This window comes from Leptolyngbya sp. AN02str, assembly GCF_050565595.1.
Lineage (GTDB): Bacteria > Cyanobacteriota > Cyanobacteriia > Elainellales > Elainellaceae > Kaiparowitsia.
In genome coordinates this window covers 33,571-49,591 of the sequence record NZ_JBNXVR010000018.1, presented here as the reverse complement: position 1 = coordinate 49,591, position 16,021 = coordinate 33,571, and the positions used below count along the sequence as shown (strand labels likewise).

General features: G+C 48.1%; 12 protein-coding genes. 9 read left to right on the top strand and 3 right to left on the bottom strand.

From position 1 onward, the window contains the following. The first annotated feature begins 59 nt into the window (after positions 1 to 59). Positions 60 to 1,541 carry a multicopper oxidase family protein gene (locus ACQ4M4_RS15015; RefSeq protein ID WP_316437146.1) on the top strand — a complete coding sequence of 494 codons (1,482 nt, stop codon included), beginning with the start codon at positions 60 to 62 and terminating at the stop codon, positions 1,539 to 1,541. Positions 1,542 to 1,551: 10 nt separating this feature from the next. On the opposite strand, the gene ACQ4M4_RS15010 is transcribed toward ACQ4M4_RS15015, so the two are convergent. Beyond that, complete coding sequence (locus ACQ4M4_RS15010; RefSeq protein WP_316437147.1) at positions 1,552 to 3,678, bottom strand: heavy metal translocating P-type ATPase; 2,127 nt, start codon at positions 3,676 to 3,678, stop codon at positions 1,552 to 1,554. Positions 3,679 to 4,032: 354 nt separating this feature from the next. Between ACQ4M4_RS15010 and ACQ4M4_RS15005 the strand changes: the two genes are divergently transcribed. The 6 genes from ACQ4M4_RS15005 to rppB all read left to right on the top strand — a co-directional run bounded on the left by ACQ4M4_RS15005 (position 4,033) and on the right by rppB (position 12,160). After that, entirely contained in the window at positions 4,033 to 5,694 is a 1,662-nt protein-coding gene (locus ACQ4M4_RS15005) for an efflux RND transporter periplasmic adaptor subunit (protein ID WP_316437148.1), read from the top strand. A 114-nt stretch (positions 5,695 to 5,808) separates the two neighbouring features. Continuing rightward, positions 5,809 to 8,946, top strand: a complete 3,138-nt coding sequence (locus tag ACQ4M4_RS15000; RefSeq protein ID WP_316437149.1) for an efflux RND transporter permease subunit — start codon at positions 5,809 to 5,811, stop codon at positions 8,944 to 8,946. A gap of 34 nt (positions 8,947 to 8,980) precedes the next feature. Next, positions 8,981 to 9,469, top strand: coding sequence for a hypothetical protein (locus ACQ4M4_RS14995; RefSeq protein WP_316437150.1), 489 nt, complete (start codon positions 8,981 to 8,983; stop codon positions 9,467 to 9,469). Between the two features lie 302 nt (positions 9,470 to 9,771). Then, positions 9,772 to 9,909, top strand: coding sequence for a hypothetical protein (locus tag ACQ4M4_RS14990; protein ID WP_316437151.1), 138 nt, complete (start codon positions 9,772 to 9,774; stop codon positions 9,907 to 9,909). Between the two features lie 225 nt (positions 9,910 to 10,134). After that, on the top strand, positions 10,135 to 10,833 hold the full coding sequence (rppA, locus tag ACQ4M4_RS14985) for a two-component system response regulator RppA (protein ID WP_106175263.1): 699 nt from the start codon (positions 10,135 to 10,137) through the stop codon (positions 10,831 to 10,833). Continuing rightward, the gene (gene rppB / locus ACQ4M4_RS14980) at positions 10,823 to 12,160 is read left to right on the top strand and encodes a two-component system sensor histidine kinase RppB (RefSeq protein WP_430685283.1); all 1,338 of its coding nucleotides are present in this window, start codon (positions 10,823 to 10,825) and stop codon (positions 12,158 to 12,160) included. The genes rppA and rppB overlap by 11 nt, the downstream gene beginning before the upstream one ends. Positions 12,161 to 12,226: 66 nt before the next feature. On the opposite strand, the gene ACQ4M4_RS14975 is transcribed toward rppB, so the two are convergent. Further along, complete coding sequence (locus tag ACQ4M4_RS14975) at positions 12,227 to 13,786, bottom strand: ATP-binding protein (protein ID WP_316437153.1); 1,560 nt, start codon at positions 13,784 to 13,786, stop codon at positions 12,227 to 12,229. A 158-nt stretch (positions 13,787 to 13,944) separates the two neighbouring features. Here ACQ4M4_RS14975 and ACQ4M4_RS14970 point away from each other — a divergent pair, with 158 nt between their 5' ends. Both ACQ4M4_RS14970 and ACQ4M4_RS14965 read left to right on the top strand, forming a co-directional pair. Continuing rightward, positions 13,945 to 14,595 carry a hypothetical protein gene (locus tag ACQ4M4_RS14970; protein ID WP_316437154.1) on the top strand — a complete coding sequence of 217 codons (651 nt, stop codon included), beginning with the start codon at positions 13,945 to 13,947 and terminating at the stop codon, positions 14,593 to 14,595. Positions 14,596 to 14,783: 188 nt separating this feature from the next. After that, complete coding sequence (locus tag ACQ4M4_RS14965) at positions 14,784 to 15,218, top strand: hypothetical protein (RefSeq protein ID WP_316437155.1); 435 nt, start codon at positions 14,784 to 14,786, stop codon at positions 15,216 to 15,218. Between the two features lie 98 nt (positions 15,219 to 15,316). Here ACQ4M4_RS14965 and ACQ4M4_RS14960 read toward each other — a convergent pair whose 3' ends face one another. Next, on the bottom strand, positions 15,317 to 15,991 hold the full coding sequence (locus ACQ4M4_RS14960; protein WP_316437156.1) for a hypothetical protein: 675 nt from the start codon (positions 15,989 to 15,991) through the stop codon (positions 15,317 to 15,319). Positions 15,992 to 16,021: the final 30 nt, after the last annotated feature.

The following is a 16,021-nucleotide window of genomic DNA, read 5'->3' as shown; positions in this document are numbered from 1 at the left end:
AGTAGACAGAGTACGAAAATCTCTAGCTGATCGTAATTTCAGTAAGGTTAGAAATTATTATGAAACTTCGTCGTCGTCATTTTCTGACTTTTAGTGCAGCTAGTGCGGGTGGCGTTTTACTCTCTCGTTGGGTGATTGGGCGGAATCAACCTTTACAAGCTGTAGTTCTCTCCCCCGATCTATATAAAAGCAAGGATGGCCTGCTAGAGCTAGATTTGGAAGCAGGCAACCATTCTCTGATAGTGGGCGATCGCCAAGCGCAACTTTTGAGTTTTAATGGTCAGTTTCCGGCTCCGCGATTGGAGGCAAAGCCAGGAGACACAGTACGGATTCACTTCACCAACAAACTCTCGCAGCCGACAAATCTTCACTATCACGGGCTACACATCACCCCAACTGGCAATGCAGATAACGTATTTTTGAGCATTCCGCCCAATGAACGTTTGACCTACGAATTCACCATTCCACAAGATCATCCTGCCGGAACGTTTTGGTATCACCCTCATCATCACGGGAACGTTGCAGAACAAGTGTTTGGCGGATTAGCAGGTCTCTTTATTGTGCGAGGAGATTTAGATGAAATTCCAGAGGTAAAAGCTGCTCAAGAGGAATTTCTCATTTTGAAAGACTTTGATCTCGATGCCAATGGGCGAATCAATCCTCCGAATCACATGGCATTGATGATGGGGCGGGAAGGCTCATTGATGACAGTGAATGGACAGGTTAACCCTACACTCTCCATGACTTCTGGTGGCTTATTGCGTCTGCGACTACTGAATGCCTCCCCATCTCGTTTTTATCGCTTGGCGTTAGAAGACCATCCTTTTTACCTGATTGCCACTGATGGAGGGGCGATCGCAGAACCTATTGAACTAACTGAAATTTTGCTAGCACCTGGAGAACGGGCTGAGGTTTTAGTGAAAGGCGATCGCGCTCCTGGAGAGTATCAACTGCTCAATCTTCCTTACAATCGCGGTGGTATGGGCATGATGGGGGATGGCATGATGATGCCAGGCAGGAGTGGAATGGGGGGCATGATGCATCACACGACTCAATCTCAATCATCGCAGCCGTTAGCGACCCTTACTTATCAAGGTTCTACAGATCCCCTACCCTTACCAAAAACGTTGGCTGACGTGGAAGTGTTGCCAGAATCAAATCAGATCCGTCGCATTGAGCTGTCAATGGCAATGGGCATGGGCAGTGGTATGTCATTTCTCTTCAATGGCAAAACCTTTGATCCACAGCGAATTGATGCAGACGTAAAGCTTGGTACGGTAGAAGATTGGGAATTGGTTAATGTTGATCCCGATCGGATGGATCACCCCTTTCACTTGCATGTCAATTCATTTCAGGTGATGTCTCGTAACGGTCAACCCGCACCTTATCGCGCCTGGAAAGATACTGTGCTAGTCAAAGGTGCAGAAACGGTGCGGATTCGGATTCCGTTTAGAGATTTTGTGGGAAAGACTGTCTATCATTGTCACATTCTCGATCACGAAGATTTAGGCATGATGGGGCTTTTAGAAATTGAGGCATAGCTAAAATCTTCTATTCCAACTTCACTCGCCGTAGCAACATCGCGTTGATTGCAACCACAACCGTAGAGACACTCATAAACAAAGCACCAACTGCTGGGGAAAGTAGAATTCCTAATGGATAGGCAACTCCAGCGGCAAGGGGAATACCAATGATGTTGTAGCCCGTTGCCCAAAACAAGTTCTGGATCATCTTGTTGTAAGTAGCCTTAGCTAACTTCAAGGCATAGGTTGCATCCAGCGGATTACTTTTCACCAGTACCAGATCCGCAGACTCGATCGCCACATTTGTCCCTGCACCGATCGCAATTCCCAAATCAGATTCAAACAAAGCAGGGGCATCATTAATGCCATCACCGACAAATGCGGTGGGTTGTTCTGACTTTAACCGCCGTACTAACGCCGCCTTATCTTGAGGTAGAACACGGGCATAATAGCGATCGATTCCCAGTTGCTCTGCAACCGTCTTTGCGACTGCCTCTGCATCTCCGGTAATCATCACCACCTGCACATCCATTTTTTGCAGTCGTTGTACTGCAATACGGGCTTGTTCACGAACTTGGTCAGCTAGTCCAAACAGAGCAAGAACCTGCTGGTCATTGAGCAACACAATCGCACTTTCTCCTTGTGATTCTGCTGTCTTCAGTCCTTCTCGAATTGGATTTGAGACAGTTAATCCCAATTCTTCTGCCCATTCGGGTCGCCCGACGCGGTAGCGTTTACCGTTTACCGTTCCCTCAACACCTTTGCCCGCAACCGCTTGAAACTCGCTCCCTTTTGGTAATTCCAACTGTCGTTTGTTGGCTTCCTGTACAATCGCTTGTGCCAGAGGATGCTCTGATAGGGATTCTAGGGCTGCTGCGATCGCCAAAGCCTCTGTCTCGTCAATTCCTTCGGTGAACGTGTGCTGTACGCCAAAGCGTCCCTCTGTGAGCGTGCCCGTTTTATCAAAGGCGATCGCTCGAATATTCCGCGCCCGTTCAAATGCTTCTCGTTTACGAACTAAAATGCCATGTTTGGCGGACATCGATGTGGCATTTACTAAAACTAGAGGAATTGCTAAGCCCAGTGCATGGGGACAGGTAATGACCAATACTGTCACTGCCCGATTAATCGCAAACGTGAGGGCTGGACCAACTGCCAACCAAACGACAAATGTTAATGCTCCAATTCCAATTGCAGCCAACGTGAGCCAATAGGCAAGCTGATCAGCCAAGGCTTGATACCGACTTCGAGAAGTTTGCGCCTCTTCTACCAAGCGCATAATCTGACTTAATGTAGTTTGTTCTCCAGTGCGGGTCACTCTTACAGTTAGTGCGCCTTCACCACTGACAGATCCTGCAACCACCTCATCCCCAACCTGTTTTGTCACTGGACGAGATTCTCCTGTCAAAAAGGCTTCGTTGACGCTGGAACCGCCTTCAATTACCTCACCATCTATTGGAATTTGCTCACCAGGACGAATCAAAATTGCGTCATTTTCACCCAGTTCACTCACCGAAACATCTTCAATACGTCCATTCACCAAGCGATGAGCAACAGAAGGGACTAGATCGGCTAAATGCTCTAAAGCACGACTGGCTCCTTGCACCGATGCCATCTCAATCCAATGCCCCAAGAGCATCACATCGACCAGCGTTGCCAGTTCCCAGTAGAAGGGTTCTCCCTCTAATCCGAAAGTAACCGCCACGCTGTAAACAAACGCTACGGTGATCGCTAGCGCAATCAGCGTCATCATTCCAATCTGGCTGCGTAGCTCGTACCAGGCTCCTTTGAGGAAAACCCAACCTCCATAGAAGTAGATGATGGTGCTCAGTATTGGACTAACCCAAGCAGCACCCGGAAACTCGACAGCTTGATAGCCAAACCACATTTGAAGGTGAGATGCAAAGTAAAGAATGGGCAGGGTCAGCAGCAAACAGATAAAGAAGCGACGTTTGAAGATTCCTGGGTTATGACCTGCGTGCTTATCGTGACCCATGTGGTTACCATGCCCCGCATGGTGATCTCGTGCGGATGCAAGCTGTTGCTGGTGTTCATAATGCCCAACATACTCTTCTGTCTGCTGAGGCTGATGATGCTCATGATGCCTCACGTGGGAGCTAGAATTTTGATGCCCGTGCTCGTGGTTGTGCTGCATGGAAGCCCCCTGTAAATGCTAGGAGTGTAATGCGAAACCAGATATCACTACCTGAGACGGAAGTACCTTTTGCCATAGCAATGTTTCTTCTACTTCTCAATTCGCACATAAAAGTGAAACAGGAATGAAATTTCTAGGGTTGTTTATAATTCGTTATTCTTAAATCGCTTTGTTGCTTTCATTTTGATCTGATATTCCCTTGCTGGAATAGAGGCGCTGCATCTTAGCCGAACCACTAGCAGAGGATATTTTGCGCCGAAATTTCATCCTGGTTTTATATTTACCTGCAATACTACTCCTGAAGTTTTGTTAAAACCTTCACCTGTATCATTTTCCCTGCTCTAGGAGATGCCAATGGCTCTTACTCTGAAACACGCCGGTTTGCTACCTAGCAGTCGCATAGTGGGCACATGTCTCACCCTACTGCTACTGACAACTTCGGTCAGAGTACTCGCTCATACTGGGCATGGTGATGAATTCAATCAGAACCAGTCATCTCAACCAGCAGGAGCGATCGCAGTAGACAGCACAACAGCAGAGCAGATTGGGTTGAAAGTAGAACCTGTCACTCGTCAATCTCTAGCATTTGGCGTACAGGCAACTGGACAGATTGAAGCCTCCCCCAGTCGCAGAGTAGAGGTGACAAACCCTGTAGGTGGAACGGTGGTCAAGTTGCTTGTGGAACCAGGAGACGGGGTTGAAGCAGGACAAGCTCTAGCTGTGATTACCAGTGGGGAACTGGCAGAACTGCGCGTTACAGCGCTAGAAAATTCCGCAGAGCGACAAGGGGATGTGCAACAGGCTGAAGCCAACTTGCGGTTGGCTCAACAAAGCTATGAAAGACAACAGCAAATTGCTCAAACTGCCGTTGACCAGGCAAAAACGGAACTGCGCGTTGCTCAAGAGCAGTACGATCGGGATAAAGAACTCGCAGAGCAAGGAGCCATCCCCAGACGGGAATTTTTGGAGTCAGAAGCACATTTAGCATCAGCACGACAAGCAGTGACGGAGGCTGAAAGTCGATTAGCAGTGTTGGAAGCCCGAACTGAGGTAGAACGCGCTCAAGCTGCCCTTCAGGTGGCTCAATCTCGTGCTCAACTGAGTGCAGGAACATATCAAACTCGATTACAACAACTTGGTGCAGAAGCCAATCCAGACGGCACGATTACGATTAGAGCACCGATTTCAGGGACGATCGCCGATCGTACTGTCACATTAGGACAATCGGCACAAGATGCAGGCGCAACGTTGATGTCGATTGTAGACGATCGCACTGTGCTAGCCACTGCCAACATTTACGAGAAAGATTTGAATCAGGTTTCTCAAGGTCAGCGAGTGCGGGTTACAGTGTCGAGCTTGCCGAATCAAATTTTTGAAGGACGCATCACAACAATTGGATCGGTCGTAGAAGGAGAGAACCGAGTGGTGCCTGTAAAGGCAGAGTTAGACAACGGGGATGGCATACTCAAACCGGGAATGTTTGCCGAATTAGAAGTGCTAACCGATCGCACTCCTGAACCCGTTGTTGCGATTCCTCAATCAGCGATCGTTGAGGCAAATGGTCAGCCACTTGTTTTTGTCCAAAACGGTAATACATTTCAACCCATTGAAGTAGTGCTGGGTCGTCAAGCGGGGAATTTAGTGGAGATAGAGAGTGGATTGTTTGAAGGCGATCGCGTCGTCACCCAACGCGCCAATCAACTTTATGCCCAATCCTTGCGAGGTGGCTCTGCTGAACCAGAGGAAGCAGAAGCAACAGAAGTGACAGAAGCAAGCGGCGCTGGTAGAACATTGCCCTGGTGGATTTTGCTGCCAGGGAGTGGGGCACTGGCGATCGGTACGTTTGCAGCAGGTGCTTTCTGGTCAAATCGCCGCAGCCGCAAACAACTGGCTGCAACCCTCAATTCATTAGAACACCTCGACGATCAGCACAATGGACATCACAGTGTGAGCAAAGCGAATCACGAGGCTGCTCTCCTCTCGGCAGATGCTCATCAACCAGATTCTGAGGTGTAAACGCTGTCCCAAATTTGGTAGCAGTGCCCAATTCAACAGCCTATTTGACACAAAGGATGGCTTTGAATTGACAGGGGAACTAATAGTGCCAAAGCGATTAGAGATAAACTTGGTATGCTTAACGCGATTCTAAAATGGTCGATCGTCCAACGATGGTTAGTGGTGATTGGAGCGGTAATCGTCACCGTTTTAGGCACCTACAATCTCACAAAGATGCCGCTGGATGTGTTTCCTGACTTTGCGCCACCGCAAGTCGAGATCCAAACTGAAGCTCCAGGATTGGCTCCTGAAGAAGTAGAGTCATTGATTACGCTACCCATCGAAAGTGCGGTGAATGGTACTCCTGGTGTAGAGACGGTGCGATCGTCTTCTGCGGTGAGCATCTCAGTGGTTAGGGTCATTTTCAATTGGGGAACTGATGTTTATCGCGCTAGGCAGCTAGTCACAGAACGATTGCAGCAAGTACAGGAGAAGTTACCAGAGGGAGTCGGAACCCCGCAGATTTCTCCGGTTTCATCTCCGATTGGCACGGTCTTAATGTATGCCTTTACCGCCGAAACAACTCCACTAATGGACGTGCGACGATTGGTGGATCGAGATGTAACAAACCGATTGCTGGCAGTTCCAGGGGTGTCTCAGGTGATTGCTTACGGTGGGGATGTACGGCAGTATCAAGTCTTAGTTGATCCAGCAAAGCTGACTGCTTTTAATGTCTCGTTGCAAGAGGTGACAGAAGCTGCGGAAGCCGCTAACGTCAATGCTGCTGGAGGGTTCCTGACGACTCCCGATCAGGAAATGATTATTCGAGGGGTGGGACGGCTGGAATCAATTGATCAATTGGGAGCATCGGTTGTCACCGCTCGTGATGGACAACCTGTATTGCTGCGCGATGTGGCACAGGTAAATGTGGGAGCTGCATTGAAACGGGGAGATGGTAGCTTTAATGGTCAACCCGCCATTATTGTGGTGGTGAACAAGCAGCCGATGAATGATACGCCGACGGTGACACGGGCGATCGCACGAGCAATGGAAGAGGTGAAAGCCGGACTGCCCGAAGATGTGACCGTAACCGAAACGTTTCGTCAGGAAAACTTCATTCAAGCATCAATTGAAAATGTTCTCGGTTCATTGCGTGACGGCATCATCATCGTATCCATCATCCTGCTGTTATTTTTAATGAACTGGCGAACCGCCGTTATTACCCTCAGTGCCATTCCCCTATCCATTCTGGTAGGGATGCTGATTTTGAACGCCTTTGGACAGGGTATTAATACGATGACGTTGGGTGGCTTAGCGGTGGCGATCGGGTCAGTAGTAGACGACTCGATTGTGGATATGGAAAATGCCTATCGGGGACTGCGAAAGAACCAATTAGCAGGCACTCCAGAACACCCGTTTAAGGTGGTCTACGATACCTCTGTCGAAGTACGGGTGAGCGTCATTTTCTCGACGGTGATCATTGCGGTGGTCTTTGCTCCGATTTTCAGCCTCACAGGTGTGGAAGGACGGATTTTTGCCCCAATGGGGGTTGCTTATTTGGTGTCAATTTTTGCCTCAACCTTTGTGGCGATGACCCTTTCACCTGCTTTGTGTGCCATCCTGCTAGCAAACCGTCCTCTCCCTAGTGATGAAACCTGGGTAAGTGCCTTTTCTCAGCGGCTCTATCGCCCTGCCCTCACGTTTGCGATGCGTCGCGCCAAGGTTGTGCTGATGATTGCAGGGGCTTCATTAATTGCATCCCTGATTGTGTTCTCCAGTCTGGGACGAGTGTTCTTGCCGGAATTTCAAGAGCCTTCCCTGGTAAATGCGATGTTGCTCTATCCCGGTGTTTCTTTGGAAGCAACCAATCAATCTGGGATAGCGGTGCAAAATGCGCTCAAGGATGATCCGCGCTTTGCTACTGTGCAGTTACGAGCCGGACGTGCCCCCGGAGATGCTGATGCAGGTGGGGTGAACCTGGGGCATTTAGATGTGGAACTGAGTCAGGAAGGGTTGAAAGACCGGGAAGCATCGCTGGAAAAAATCCGTGAAGAATTTGCCCGCATTCCAGGAATTGCACCGAGTGTCGGTGGTTTTATCACCCACCGAATGGATGAGGTGTTATCAGGAGTCAGGAGTGCGATCGCTATCAAGATCTTTGGTCCTGATCTGGACGAACTCCGCTCCATTGGTAGCGAAGTCGAAGCGGCAATTCGAGATGTAGAGGGCTTGGTCGATCTGCAACTGGAACCCCAAGTCCCAATTCGGCAGGTGCAGATTCAGTTCGATCGCTCAGCCGCCGCTCGATATGGTCTAACGGTGGGTCAAATTTCTGAGATAGTTGAAACAGCACTCAATGGTCGCGTTGTCTCGCAAGTATTGGAGCAACAACAGCTATTTGACCTGCTGGTCTGGTTGGAAGACGAATCTCGAAACAATCTAGATACCATTCGCAACTTGCTGATTGATACACCCACAGGTCAAAAAATTCCCCTGGCTCAAGTTGCCCAGATTGATTACGGAACAGGACCGAATACGATTAACCGTGAAAATGTCTCTCGTCTCATTGTGGTATCTGCAAACGTGGCTGGACGAGATTTAGGGTCTGTTGTGAATGAAATCCAGTCCAAGGTAAAAGAAACTATACCGCTTCCCTCTGGATACTTCATTCAGTACGGAGGTCAGTTTGAGTCAGAGCAACGGGCAAGCCAAAATTTGCTGATATTTGGTGGGTTGGCGATTGTCGTGATTTCGATCCTGATGTACTTTGCCGTGAAATCCGTTGCCGGAATGCTGATGATTATGATTAACCTCCCTCTTGCCCTAGTCGGCGGCATCTTTTCAATTGCATTAGGAGGAGGGATCGTTTCCGTTGCCTCACTCGTCGGCTTCATTACCCTGTTTGGGGTTGCCACTCGCAACGGCTTGTTGCTGGTTGACAATTACAACAATAAATTGGCGCAGGGAATACCACTTCAAGAGGTAATTGTCGAAGGTTCAATGGAGCGACTAGTAGCCATTCTGATGACAGCACTCACTTCAGCCTTGGGAATGGTTCCTTTGGTCATCGGCACGGGAGCCGGGAAGGAAATTCTGCAACCATTGGCGATCGTAGTTCTAGGTGGTTTATTTACCTCTACAGCGTTGACGTTGCTGGTGTTACCTGCCCTCTACTCGTTGTTTGGACGATATCTAATTCCAAAAGAAGCGGCAACATCTGTTTCAACCGATGTCTTTCAGGATTCTATTCCTGACGAAGTTCCGATTGCATAAGTTCAATTCCATTTCCTAAAGAAAGGTTAAACCCATGAAATTCAGTCAATCCTTTGCCACTGTCACTGTTAGTTTAGGGCTGCTGCTGGGAGCCTGTGCTAGCGGTGGAGAGCAAGCTACTTCAGAAAGCCCTGCAACAACTTCACCTGTGGCAAGTTCACCTGTCGCCGATCCCACTACATCTCCTGAAGTAACCGATCATTCTGCACCGGCTCAAGGAGGACAGGTAGTTGAAGCTGGACCATATCACTTGGAGCTAGTCACCGCATCAGAAGCTAGTGGAACTCACTTAGATCTTTTCCTACAATCTGGAGATACCCATGAAGCAATTGAAGGGGCAACCGTCACAGGTCAAGTTCAGTTGCCAGATGGCTCTCAGAAAGAGATCGATTTTGAATATGATGCTGAGGGCAAGCACTACACAGCACTGCTACCTGAAACAGCATCGGGCGAGTATCAGGTTGCTATCTTAACCGATATTAGTGGCGAAAAAGTTAATGGGCGCTTTAGCTTTACTAAGTAGATAAGTTACTGTTAAAAATTCTGACTGACAGATTCTTCAATTATTAAATGAAGCGGGAGGCATTTCTGACTTTAAAGCGGAGAATGCTTTCCGCCTCTTTAATTTGGGTAAATTTTTTATAATTAATAGTAACTCCTACTTTATTGGAAAGAAACAGTTTTTTTGATGGATGAGTTTAATATTATATTTAGCACTTTGCTAGTTATTGATTTCGACAAAAAGTGTAAATTCAATCACAAATTTCATCTTCGTTTTACTTTCTTCCGCCATACTTAAAGGGGTAAATCGAAAGGAGTACATTCATGAAAACAGTAATTTCTGCATGTCTTATTGCTGCTACTCTTGCTGTTGTAATTTTGCCTGCTAACGCTGATCCTGGAAAACATTCTTCTCAAGAAGAACATCGTAGGCATCATCGTGAACAGGTTCTTAATAACTAACAGTTTATAGCCAAGTAGCCAACTTAATAGTTTGATGCTCTACTCAATTTTTTATAAACTTTGGGTAGAGCACTTATCAATAAATATATTTAAAGATTTTTGAGCATTTTTGAGATTTAAATTTCTAGGTATAGGACAGCAATAATTGAATTCAATTGAGCAGTATATGTGCTTTATTGCTATACTTATTCTAAGGTAGTTAAATCTTCAAAGAAACTCTTGTAAATGAGGATTCTGCTTGTTGAAGATGAATATGATCTAGGTGCAGCTCTAGAGCGATCGCTCAAACGCGAAAAATACGTTGTGGATTGGGTCAAAGATGGAGCAGAAGCATGGCAATTTCTAGAAAACGGTTGGAATCAATACACCGTTGCTATCTTTGATTGGCTACTTCCAGGGTTATCTGGAATTGAGTTGTGCCAACGACTTCGAGCAAAGCAGAACCCGCTTCCAGTCTTGATGTTAACAGCACGCGATCGCATGGAAGATCGCGTCATGGGGCTGGATGCCGGAGCCGATGATTATTTGATTAAACCCTTTGGTATGGCAGAGTTGCTAGCTCGATTGCGGGCACTTCAACGGCGATCGCTTCAGATTCAACCACCCCAACTTCAGGTTGGCAATTTACTGCTAGACTACGCCACATCAGCCGTTTCGATTTCTACCCACACAGGAGAACTGCAAAATATTCCGCTCACTGCCAAAGAATTTCAGCTATTGGAATACTTTATGCAACATCCCAACCAAATTCTGTCGCGCGACCAAATCATTGGTCGTATCTGGCGGGCAGAAGCAGATTTTAATAGTAATGTGGTCGCGGCTCAAATGCGCCTGTTGCGGCGAAAGCTAACCGAGTATGGCTACGATCAGTTGATTGAAACCGTCTACGGCATGGGCTACAAACTCAATACCCATGAAACATAATCGAGTTTTTCATACAACTCGTTTGCGCTTAGCAGGGATGTATGCCGGAACGATGGGATTTATTCTCACCCTTTGTGCCGTTGGTTTCTATGAAGCGATGGCATATAGCCATGTCTCTGAGTTAAATCATCGAATTGAGTCGGTAGCAGGCACACTGCATGACGGGCTAGAAGCCTCACTGAAACAACCGGGTAAGCTAGAACCGATCGTGCAAGAGTTTATTCCATCGCTCTGTATTGCTGGAACAACTTGTGCTTACAAATCTACAGCAGCTCACTATTTAGGGGTCTTTCAAGAACATGGTTATTACATTCGCTTTGTTACTCTATCAGGGCAGTTGTTAGCCAGTGCAGGTGAGGTAACAACGGACTTACCTGTGCGCATCGAAACCGAATCCTGGCAAACATTAGAAGCTCCTGACGGAACTCGTTATAAGCAGTTGTCTCTGCTGCTGAAGACAGCTAATCAGGATGCTTGGGGATATATGCAGGTTGGGCGATCGCTCTCTGACATTAATGGACACATGGTTTGGGTAAGGCTAATTCTGCTGATTGGCTTGCCCACGGCGATGCTTCTCGTTGCGATTGCCAGTTGGTGGCTTGCTGGACAAGCGATGTTGCCCGTATACAGGTCTTACCGTCAGATGCAACAGTTCACTGCTGATGCTGCTCATGAACTCCGAACCCCATTAGCAACAATTCGAGCAAACTTAGAATCTACCCTTACACCAGATGCAACGGATGCCGATGCTTGGGATACCCTTCGTACTGTGGAGCGCCAAAACGGTCGCCTATCCCGACTTGTCCATGATTTGCTAGTTCTCTCCCGCGTGGACTTGCAGGGACTTCCTGCTAAACAAGAGTCCTGTAATCTCAATGATTTAGTGAATGACTTAGTAGAAGAGTTTTCGGCACTCGCAATTGCTTCAAACATCTCACTCACCGCAGACATTCAGACAAACACACCCATCACAGTATTCGGTAGCGAGGAGCAACTCTATCGCTTGGTCGCTAATCTCATCACAAATGCCATTCAATACACTCCTGCTAGCGGTCAAGTCATCGTTCATCTCAAGCGGGACGATCACCATGCGCTGATTCAGGTTCAAGACACAGGAATTGGTATTCCATCTAAAGAGCAAGCACGTATTTTTGATCGGTTTTATCGCGTCAACAGCGATCGCTCCCGCCATACCGGAGGAGCAGGATTGGGGTTAGCCATTGCCCAGGCGATCGCGAAGGCACACCAAGGGACCATTCAAGTAAAAAGTGAATTAGGGAAAGGCAGTACTTTTACTGTTCAGCTTCCTTTAAGAAAGGATAAGTAGTCCTAAGAATTTTAGAATTGAGCAACCAAATTTAATTACTCTAATGGAAAGAAGTTATCAACTTTTCTATTCAAACAACTCTCGACAAACGTAAGCAAACCTTGAGCGATCGTCCCCACTCGCAGGTCTTGCATAGGTTGCCAAATTCCGAATTGCCTGCATCTGTTCCGCTTCCCGCTCCATAGCTGGGGTAAACTGCTGCCGTTGCGCCAACAAATCCTCCAGTTCAATTTGCCCTGGTTTGTCCCTATAAAATGCCTCCTCTGCACAACGCCGCACTGCATTTCCTATCTCAGCAGGGGTACAAATTCGGTACTCCGTCAATAGACTGCGCCACTGGTCATCAGTCCAGGGAGATTGACCATCCCCTTGAAATGCTGAAAAGTACTTTGCTAGATGCAGGTTAAACACCTCATATCTGGCTCCCTCATGAGGCAAGTCTACGAAGAAGATGTCCTCGAACCGCCGGATCAATTCAGGTGGTAGTAGCCCTAAACGGTTGACGGTCGCGATCGTGTAGATCGGTTCCTGGTGTTCCTGCATCCAGGTTAGCAAAGCAGCTGAAAGACGACGGGCTATCCCACCATCAGCATTTGAATCCCAGCCTGCAAAGCCCTTATCAAAGTCGTCCCAATATAGAACACAAGGAGCCAGAGATGTGACTACACCAATAAACTCCTTCAAAGCGCGATCGGGATTAGAACTGCTCAAAAGAACTCCCCAATTTGCAGCCAGCAGGGGTAATCCCATCTTTTTAGCCGCTAGTTTGGCAGACAGACTTTTACCTGTGCCGGGTGGTCCCCACAACACCATGCCCGTGGGTAAGCTCAAGCCATATTGTTGAGCTTCGGGTCGAAGCAGGGCGGCGATCGCCTCCAACCGTTGCTCTAGCAAATCTAATCCGGCAGCAGTTGGCACATCTGGTTCTGCAATGTACTCTAATCCCCGTCCCCGTAGCTTATTGATCTTATGATCCAGAATCAGTTGAACCAGTTGCTCAGGGGTACTTGCAAACGTCAACAGTCTGCCCAGCACCATTTCAATCTCACCCACTGGCAACCCCTGACAAGCTGTGATCAGTTTTTGGTTAGCTTCTGGATCATCCTTGCTCAGCCAGGGATGCTGGTTACAAAACTGGGTAGCGATCGCTTGTACCTGCGGACGATCAGGCAGTGCATGAGACAGTACTGAAATAAATGGTTGCAGTTCTAGAGGCAAGTGAACGTAGGTTTCTAGCAAAACCCAGTAATGAGGCACTGAGTTCCATAGCGCCTGATGGTAAGCATTTAGGAGTTGGTAGCAACGTGGCTGACTCATCTCTGCAACCGTGCTATGCAAAACCCCTTCTAGAAGATAAATACCGGGTTTCGGCTGCTCTAACAAGAATTGCAGAATGTCTTGCTCAACCGTTTGCGTTGTGGATTGCAGAATGATTTGCTCTTGTGGTGCGACCAACTGTTGAAGCGTTGAGTAACCAGGGTTCCAGACATACACTGGTAGCGATCGCACTTTACCCCATTGATAAAACTGGCTCAACACCGCCATCCGATCGGGAATTTGATACTCTAACGCCACAATTGGAGCGTTCTGCTCAATCAGTGTTATCCAATCCTGCAACTGTCGCATGATCTGAAACTGTAGGGGTTCCCACTGGTTTTAACAAAACAAAAACGCTCCTTGCCTCGGTCAATTGGACACTTTTACCTAACACTGTGATGGAGGTTGGAGGGAAATGCCGCTAATGCGGCGAGGGGGTGAAATCCTCAAATTTGGGAGTTTATAAAATGGCAACAACCACAAAATCTCGCACCCCCAATGGCACTCGCAATGGTGCCACCTCCAAAACGGCTAAACCTAACGGTACAGCCTCAGCCACCAAAGCCAAAGCGCCGACCGTTGAGGGACCACCGGAAACTCATGCAGCGGCACTGCTTAAAGAATTGCGGAACTTGGTATTCAAGGAGTACGGCGTGAAGCTGCAACTCCGGGATGCTCGTGTCTCGACCAAAATTGGGCACGCCACTCGCGAAAAACTCGGACTTGACATTGCCGCTCAAGTGAAAAAGAAAGGCGGTAACAAAAAGTTCGATTGGCAGCGATGGAATACGAAGGTGTTCCCGCGACTGTTTGGGCAGCCGGATGCACTGAAGTATCCACCGGAAGTGGTGGCGATCGTCATGAGCCTGCTGTATGACACCATTCGGACTGATCCAGAGCAAGCTGTTGCAGACCTGGTGGAATTCAATCGGGCATCACTTGAGCGGCGCAACTCCTTCCAGGCAGAGCAGGACGACGACCTGGATGATTTGGAGGATGAGCTTGACGATGATCTCGATGACGACCTTAGTGATGAACTTGATGACGAAGCTGTCGATGAACTAGACGACGATTTAGATGATGAGCTAGACGAGGATCTGGACGAGGAGGACGAATAACATATATTCAGGCTTGCTCACTGCCTAATTGTTTGCCCTGCATTAGTTTGACTGATGCAGGCTTTCTTTTTTCCCGCCCACCTCCCTTGCACATTGAAGGGGAAATAAAATCTCAAATTGGAATAGGAAGGCATCTGTCGATGCGATCGCTATGAGAAATCCAACTCATCAATAAAGGAGCAATTCTCATGGTTACTGCAACTGCAACACGCAAATCTGCAAAACCCTCTGCACGCAAGGTACCGAAGCACACGCCCGCTTTGCAACGGGTGATTCCCTATCAAGAAAAAGTTCGATTGATGGTGATTGAAGTGCTACGGGAAGAGTCTGGACGGGAACTGGCAGCATCCGCTCGTTTCAACGGACAGGAGTTCGATTGGGAACAGCACAATGCTCAGTTTCGCCAAGACTATGCCGAAACCTCACTCCGCGATCTGCTGACCTACGCTCGCAAGCTCTATGGATTGCAAAATTTGGATGAAGTGCGCGATCGCCGTGCAGCTCACAAAGCAACTCGCACGGGGCGCTTGAATGCGCTAAACGGTTTGAGTACAACGGATGATCTGGATACGGATGAGGAGCTTGAAGTTGATCTGGAAGAAGACATCAACCTGGATGACTAATTCCTGGACAGCTTCCGCAGCTTAATATCAAACCCCGGCGATAAGTCGGGGTACTTCATTTCCCACCCACCCTCACCCTGCGAGTATAGTACAAGGTTCTAGCTGTCTATATTTTCAATATCAGCTAGAACTAGTTCTAGAGGTTCAGTGAGTAGTGCGATCGCCTGCTCTAAGGCTCCTTCCGCAATCTGAAGCTTTGTTTGGAGTTGGTGTAATCGGTTGCGGCGTTCGATGCCCAGCCGTCCTTCAGCGTTGCGTGGATCATCGTCGTGGCTGAGGTGAATGACCTTGACTTTCTCCTCTTTTTCCTCTGGCTCAAAAATTGCTTCTCTGCTAGTGAGCTTGTTATACCAGTAAGTTCCAGACGGGCGCTTGACATTGTAGCGGTGTGCCTCACAGTTATCGGGAGCGATGTAGCAGTCTTGGGTGAACTGTTCTGTACGCGATCGCAACTCTTGAAGCCGCGTCTCGATCGATGCCAATGAATCGACTACACCAAAGTCTTCCAGGGATTGTGAACAGCCTCTCTCCATCAACATCGTCACGGCTGCCCAGTGACGGCTCACCCGGATACGTTCCTGAATCCGCTCCCATTGCTGCTGCGCTTCCTGCCGTTGAACCTCTCGAACCCGAATTAGCTCCACCTCTTCTTCAGGGGTCAATTCGGAGGCAGAACCACAGGTTTCATAATTAGGGCAGTCTTTTGGCTCTAGACCTGGCTGAAGCATCATGGCAGCACAACTAAAGCCAAAGCCGCACTTCTTCCGGGACATAGGTTTATTGTTCTAGCTTTATTATTTAAT